Raw genomic sequence first — 7215 nt, 5'->3', positions numbered from 1 at the left:
ACACTTGTCGCACTTGATTTGACAATTGGGGCTTTATTTTCAGTGGATATTTACTATTGTTATTATTTTCACTACTTTTAGAACTGTTGTTTGGCTCTGAACCACTCGCACATCCTCCTATAAAAATAAGAGAAATCACCAGCATTAAGCCTGCTTTAAATAATCGTTTACAATTCAATTCACAAGAGGAGCGATAGCCAAGCCATTATTACACAACTTGTAGTAATTTTTCACAATAAAAAACTTTCACCACTCGCCTCCGCTTAATAGACGAATGTGATGAAAGCTTTTCAACTTTATTTTTTATTATTTAATATCTTCTAAATTCAAGCCCAGTGCTTTTGCCACCCTGATCCCATAATCAGGATCAGCTTGATAAAATTGTTTTGTTTAATATTTTCATCATCGACCACTCCAAGATTTTCTTTAATGGTCTTAACTAACCTTTGTTTTTCATCCTCACCCATGACATTGTATAAGTCACCGGCCGCCGAGAAATTATCAGTTTCATATGCTTCATAATTTCCTGTTTGCCCTTCTAATTGGTCTCCATGAATTCTTGCTGAATGATCTTCAACCGGTCCATTCTTACTATTTGGTTCATAGTTGACCTCTGGGCCGTGCCCCTGCGACATAAACCCGTCTCGTTCATAATTTTTGACTTCATTTAACGGACGATTGACTTTAAGCTGCTCATAATTTGCTCCTAAGCGATAACGCGCAGCATCTTTATAAGCGAACAAGCGGCCTTGCAATAACTTATCTAGTGAAGGTTCAATACCAGGTACTAAATTAGCTGGAGCAAAAGCAGCTTCTTCTACGTCTTCAAAATAGTTAGTCGGATTTTTATTTAAAGTGAATTCTCCCACCTCGATCAAAGGATAGTCTTTATGAGAAACAACTTTAGTTACATCAAAGATATCATGTTTGTAATGCAATCCTTCTTCATAAGGCAAAATCTGTACACAAACTTTCCAGGATGGATAGTCCCTTCTTTCAATTGCATCAAACAAATCATGCAGTAAATAGTCGGTGTCTTCACCAGCAGCTTTAGTAGCTACTTCATCTGTCATATTTTGAACACCTTGTTTACTAATAAAGTGATATTTGATCCAATAAGCCGTACCATCTTCAGTGACCCACTTATAAGTATGACTTCCATAGCCGTTCATTGTTCGATAACTAGCAGGATTTCCTCTATCCCCCATCAAATATGTAACTTGATGACAGGATTCAGGTGAATGAGCCCAAAAGTCCCACTGCATATTATTGTCACGTAAATGTGTTCTTGGATCACGTTTTTGTGAATGGATAAAGTCTGGAAACTTCAACGGATCTTGAATGAAGAATACGGGTGTATTATTCCCAACAATATCATAATTTCCTTCTTGCGTATAAAAGCGGAGGGCAAATCCACGGACGTCGCGTAATGTATCCGGATAGCCAGCTTCACCAGCTACTTGCGAAAAACGAAGGAAAATCGGAGTTTTCTTCCCCACTCCATTGAACAAATCAGCCTTAGTATATTTACTCATGTCTTTTGTTGACTTAAATGTACCATAAGCTCCTGCACCCTTCGCATGAACAACACGTTCCGGGATACGCTCTCTATTAAAATGAGCTAATTTTTCTTGTAGTTGATAATCTTGCAATAAGACCGGACCGCGAACACCGGCTGTTTGAGAATGATTATTATCACCCCACGGTTGTCCAGACCCAGTACTAAGTTTATTATCAGACATCAAAATCCCCCCTCATAAAACTTTAAGACATATCTAGTCTATAAAAAAATTAAATAAATGTATTTTTAAACGCCTTGTGCATATTTTGGGTTGTTAATTTGCTCAAACTATGCTATTTTACTATTGTTAACCTGTACAATGTTTTGGGTTAACATTAAGGAGAAGGAATTTGAAAACAAAAGATTTAACAACTATTGCGTTCATGACTGCTATACTAGTTGTCCTTGGTCTGATACCTGGAATCCCTCTGGGAATCATCCCTGTACCGATAGTCTTACAAAATATGGGCGTAATGCTCGCTTCATTAATACTTAAACCTAAACATGCAACAATGTCTATATTTCTTTTATTACTGCTAGCTGCACTCGGATTGCCTGTCCTATCTGGCGGTCGCGGTGGTCTGCCCATTTTACTTGGACCAACAGCTGGTTACATGTTTAGTTGGCTCTTAACACCCTTTTTAATATACTTTGGACTATCATTTCTTAAAAACAAGAAGTCGATCACTCTGAAGTTACTAGTTGTCTGGCTAGCAGGCGTTATCTGCTCCGATTTAATTGGTACTATTTGGCTAACTATTCAAAGTCAGGTTCCTTTTATGACTGCACTATTCTCAAACTTAGCGTTTTTACCCGGAGATACTATCAAACTTATCTTAGCCTTCACAATGGCTAAAGCCTTGAAAGTCCAACCCTTTAGTGAAAACACTTTGCTCTAGAACTTCCAAATGTTTCACGTGAAACATTTTTGGCAAAAATCAAAAAGTTCAGGAAACTAGTTTGACTCAAGATTCCTGAACTTTTTTACATTATTCTAAAACATTTTCTAATAATATATCGATTTGGCGATACGTTTCCTCTTTGCTGCCATTGTTATCAACAACGAAATCTGCACGTTTACGCCTTTCAGTAGGATCCATTTGGCTAGAGATCCTAGCTTGTGCCTGCTCTTTTGTGTACCCATTTCGTTCTATTAACCGTTGAATTTGTGTATTGGGATCAATATCGACCACTAAGACGGCGTCACAATACCGTTCACAGTGGCTTTCAAAAAGCAACGGAATTGCTAACACTACCACATCGGTCCCTTTTTGTGCAGCACTTTCAACCTGTGCAAGCATTTCTTCCTTGATCAAAGGATGTAAGATGCCATTAACTATGTCTCTTTTTTCCTTGCTATTAAATATGATGTCACCCAAGGCTGCACGGTTTAAAGTCCCGTCTTCATCTAAAATTTGCTGTCCGAATTCTGCGGTCAAGCCAGATAACCCTTTGGCTCCTGGTCGAACCACTTCACGAGAAACAACATCTGCATCGATGATCACGGCACCTTGTTCATATAAATAATCACTTACGGTACTTTTGCCACTAGCAATCCCGCCAGTTAAACCTAAAACATACGTCATAGCAAACTCCTCCACCATATTCATCAAAAATAATTTACTTGCTGCAAAACATTAGGTTAATTTTACAGAAAAAAAACAACAAATACCAATAAGAGCCATTTACTTATTTTATTAGACATTCTAAAATACTAATTCATTTAAAGCTTGTGCGATCCCATCATTATCGTTAGATGCTGTTAAATATGAAGCATGTTCTTTCGCAGCAGATGAAGAGTTCCCCATGGCAACTGCTTGACCGGCAAAATCAAACATCGGAATATCATTACGCTCATCACCAATAGCCATCACTTCACTCTTATCCAGTCCCAAAGTTTCAGTCAGTTTGGTGAGGGCCTTACCTTTATCAGCGGTCGCATTCATGATTTCCAAAAAATTATCTGCTGCTCGAACAACATAATTTTCGCTGCCAAATTCTTGCTGAACCCCACTCTGCGCCTGATCTAGTTTTTCAGTTTCTCCAACAAAAACCCCCTTAACGATCCCGAAATCTGCTGGCATCTCACTTGGCTTTCTGATCAGAAGGCCAGCACTGTTTTCCCAGGCTTGAACGACTGTGATCCTATTTACATCATGATTACTAGTATAAATCTCTCCATTACGATCTAACACATTATATGGCAACCCATTTAAACTTGAATATGTATCTATTTGTCGATAAACAGCATTGCTCAAGCCTGTTTCAGCTACCACTTTGCCTGATACAGTTTCAATAACGCTGCCATTATAATTGATTGCATACTGTTCATCCCCAGCAATACCCAGTTCATCCAAAAACGGGCGCATCCCTGGCAAAGGACGACCGGAACATAGAACAACTTTTACACCATGTTTCAACGCTTTTTGCAGTACTGTTTTCGTGCTTGGCAAAATTTTCCCTTCCGAACTCAACAAAGTATCGTCAATATCTATGGCAATCAATTTGATTTTCATGATGGCACTCCTTATGGTATTTTGAATACGATTTCATTTTAACTTATTGGAACAAATTAAGCAAATTCCAATAAAAAAGTACTCAACCTTGACTGCCATGAGTACTTTTATTTATACATGTAAATAGACACAAAAAACCAGCAACCCATGCTAACCTTTCATCACCGCAATAAATTTCACAATTTTATTTTACATTATCGGTGATCCGTTATCATGACCTGCTGGCTTGGTTATTTGAAAGGAGTACTTAATCCCATCATTCACCTTCACACTATTCCCTCTGACCGTGTCGGAAATAGCTTATATCTTTAAAACTCATGGTATGACGTTGAACCTTGGTCATACCTCCGTGGGACCTAACCCCTTTCCAATTCTTATATTACACTATTTTTCTAAAAATGCAAGCGCTTTCTCTAAATTTTTGGTTTTTTCTTCAAAAAATAAGGTTTACTGTATTTTCAGTTGTTATCGACAAACTACAGACAAACATCTTTCCCTTATGTTAAGATAGTTAACGGTGTTTTTATGACAGTCCAGTATCCAATGATGCGTTTTGCAGCACGTTTAATAATTATTAGCAACTATCGAATACACAAATCAAAGCCCAATGTAACGATGTCTAAATGCCATTGTAATGTTGAGTTTTTAATTTGGTTATATGAACCAGAAGACTTTATTCAGTTCCTATAATATCAGCCTTCTGATCCACTCATTTTACCTTGGTAATTTTTAAGGGGGACAATATTTTGAAACAACAGACTGGAATGCCAGCTAAATGGTTGTTTGCCGGATCATTCTTGGCAAATACCGGCACAAGTTTTATCTGGCCACTAACAATAATTTATTTACATGATACCTTGGGAAAAACTCTGATCACAGCAGGCTTTGTTCTACTATGTAATTCGCTATGCGTTGTTTTGGGGAACACAATAGGCGGTTTCCTTTATGATCGCTGGTCACACTTTTATACGATCCTTCTCGGGAGCATCATCGTCACTTGTGCCAGTACTTTTCTGATGTTTAACAATGGTTGGCCTGCTTTTCCGCTAGGTCTCGTCATGTTAGGCTTTGGTAATGGTTTGAACTTGACCTGCATTAACTCATTTGCAACCGTCGTTAAGAACAAACGAACTAGTTACATCTTTAACATTCTATATTTTATGAGCAACCTGGGGATGGTTATCTGAACTTTAATGGTAGGTTACATTCTACCTTTTGGTATTAGCAAAGTCTTTGCGGTTTCCACAGTTTTATTTATCATTTTTGCGATAATTATCATTTTATTCTATCGAAATCATGAGAGCCAACACAATACAAATCGCAGTGAATCACTGCCGAAACCAGATAAGCTGACTCCTAACAAACTTTGGCCTTTATTAGCACTATTATTTAACATCGTTGTCTTATGGATCTTCTATGAACAATGGCAAAGCAACATCGCTACTTTCATGGTTGAAAACAATTTAAGCATCAAACATTATAGTTCAGTTTGGACCTTAAACGGGGTCATGATCGTTTTGATTCAGCCAATCATGACCTATTTCGATGAATGGTTAATGAGTCATTTGCATCTACGCTTGTACGGTGGGTTAGCATTGATCGGGTCTTCATTTTTGATCCTGATCGTAGCTGGAAATCACTATTTTCTTTTCCTGACAGCAATGGCAATTTTAACCTTGGGTGAAATTTTAGTTAACCCTGCCGCCTCAACCTTTGTTAATGACATTAGTCCAGAGGGACAAAAGGGCCGTTTTCAAGGATCGCTTGCTAGTGCCACATCGTTTGGTCGAGCTCTTGGACCAATCGTTGGAGCTGTAATCATCCACTATATCTCATATACTACCTTATTCATACTAGCAGCCATCTGTATCTGGCTAGCAGTGTTTGGGTTTGAATTAGTAAACAAACATTATCTTCAATAAGTACATGCAAAAAAACACGCAGTCGATTATAGGACACTCGCGTGTTTTTTGCATTCAAACTTCCACATGGTCTCTTTAAGCCAACAAATTGACTATCACGCTTCAATAGGCTAAGTTAGAAATGTTTAGTCTAATTATTATCTTCAATAATAAGGGGAAAGTGGAACACAAATGGGGAAATTAGCAATCATTTCAGATCTACATGTTGATATTAATAAATTTACTTTACATGATCTGCTTGCGATCGGAACTTATATCAAAGATGCTGGGGCAACAAAATTGCATATTGCGGGAGACATTACAAATCATTTTAGCCGTGAAGGCAATGAGATCATCCAAACACTCAACTCGATCTTGCCCACAACATTTAATTTTGGAAATCATGACATGTTAGATACTAACAATATTGAAAATAACAAAACACCTGGTTTTTTAAATTTCACTCCCTTGAACTTAAACTCCGACACCGTGTTATTACCCTTCAATGGTTGGTATGATTACGGCTTTGCCAGAGGAGAAACTGACGAACAGCCACCTGACAAAATCGTAGCCGATTATAAAAATAAATATTGGATCGATAAATTCATTAAACGTTCAGAAAGTGACCCTGTGATCAGTCAGAAACAAGCAATGCATCTTACTTCTTTGTTAGACGATTTTCAAAAACAAAATAAAAGAGTGATCATCGCAACTCATTTTGTGCCACGTCAGGAATTTATCATGTATCCCGCGCCCTTTGACAGAAAAGCAGTAACTTGGCGTGCTCTTGGTGGTGTACTTGGCAGCAAAAAAATCGGTGATGTAATTTCAAATTACAGTGAGACAGCCACAGATGTAGTTTTTGGTCATATTCACGCACGTGATGGCGTTAAAAATATTAATAACATTAACTGGCATTGCCGGCCGATCGGTTATCGGTATGAATGGTCATTTACGAAAAAATGGTTGCGCTCACACGGTGAACCCCAAAATTTTCATTTTGCCAAGCATCCTGAAGAACAAGCCGTTTTTGTCCATGACATGCATCGTAATTGGGACGAAGTCTTAGACAATGCGTTTACTATGTTCGATTACTAATTATTTATTCTTTTCAACACTAGCAAACTGCTGGTGTTTTTTTAATACTAAACAATTACAGCTAAACCCTATAAGATTAGGCTTAACTATTGACTTTACGTAGAAAAAGGAGAGCGTAAAATATCTTGTGTAAATGCAT

The 7215-nt window shown here is 37.8% G+C and carries 4 protein-coding genes and 2 pseudogenes; 3 read left to right on the top strand and 3 right to left on the bottom strand.

What is annotated here, in order from left to right:
- Positions 1 to 306: 306 nt before the first annotated feature.
- A pseudogene (locus FC65_RS07575) lies at positions 307 to 1742 on the bottom strand (catalase).
- Between the two features lie 169 nt (positions 1743 to 1911).
- Here FC65_RS07575 and FC65_RS07570 point away from each other — a divergent pair.
- A complete protein-coding gene (locus FC65_RS07570) occupies positions 1912 to 2460 on the top strand; it encodes a biotin transporter BioY (protein ID WP_082619067.1) in 549 nt (182 codons plus the stop codon).
- Positions 2461 to 2550: 90 nt separating this feature from the next.
- On the opposite strand, the gene coaE is transcribed toward FC65_RS07570, so the two are convergent.
- Both coaE and FC65_RS07560 read right to left on the bottom strand, forming a co-directional pair.
- A complete protein-coding gene (gene coaE, locus FC65_RS07565; RefSeq protein ID WP_056972148.1) occupies positions 2551 to 3147 on the bottom strand; it encodes a dephospho-CoA kinase in 597 nt (198 codons plus the stop codon).
- Between the two features lie 120 nt (positions 3148 to 3267).
- Positions 3268 to 4077: a Cof-type HAD-IIB family hydrolase gene (locus FC65_RS07560; protein WP_056972147.1), complete on the bottom strand. Its 810-nt coding sequence runs from the start codon at positions 4075 to 4077 to the stop codon at positions 3268 to 3270.
- Between the two features lie 764 nt (positions 4078 to 4841).
- On the opposite strand from FC65_RS07560, the pseudogene FC65_RS12830 reads away from it, so the two are divergent.
- Both FC65_RS12830 and FC65_RS07550 read left to right on the top strand, forming a co-directional pair.
- Positions 4842 to 5999, top strand: a pseudogene (locus FC65_RS12830) (MFS transporter).
- Between the two features lie 171 nt (positions 6000 to 6170).
- Entirely contained in the window at positions 6171 to 7076 is a 906-nt protein-coding gene (locus FC65_RS07550) for a metallophosphoesterase (protein ID WP_056972146.1), read from the top strand.
- Positions 7077 to 7215: the final 139 nt, after the last annotated feature.

The sequence above is a fragment of the Ligilactobacillus acidipiscis DSM 15836 genome (assembly GCF_001435755.1).
GTDB classification, from domain to species: Bacteria; Bacillota; Bacilli; order Lactobacillales; family Lactobacillaceae; genus Ligilactobacillus; species Ligilactobacillus acidipiscis.
This window is presented reverse-complemented; position numbering and strand designations above follow the sequence as displayed.

Bases quoted from the DNA above. Each gene is read 5' to 3' on its own strand.
- coaE (WP_056972148.1), bottom strand. From the start codon at position 3,147: ATGACGTATGTTTTAGGTTTAACTGGCGGGATTGCTAGTGGCAAAAGT.
- FC65_RS07560 (WP_056972147.1), bottom strand. From the start codon at position 4,077: ATGAAAATCAAATTGATTGCCATAGATATTGACGATACTTTGTTGAGT.
- FC65_RS07550 (WP_056972146.1), top strand. From the start codon at position 6,171: ATGGGGAAATTAGCAATCATTTCAGATCTACATGTTGATATTAATAAA.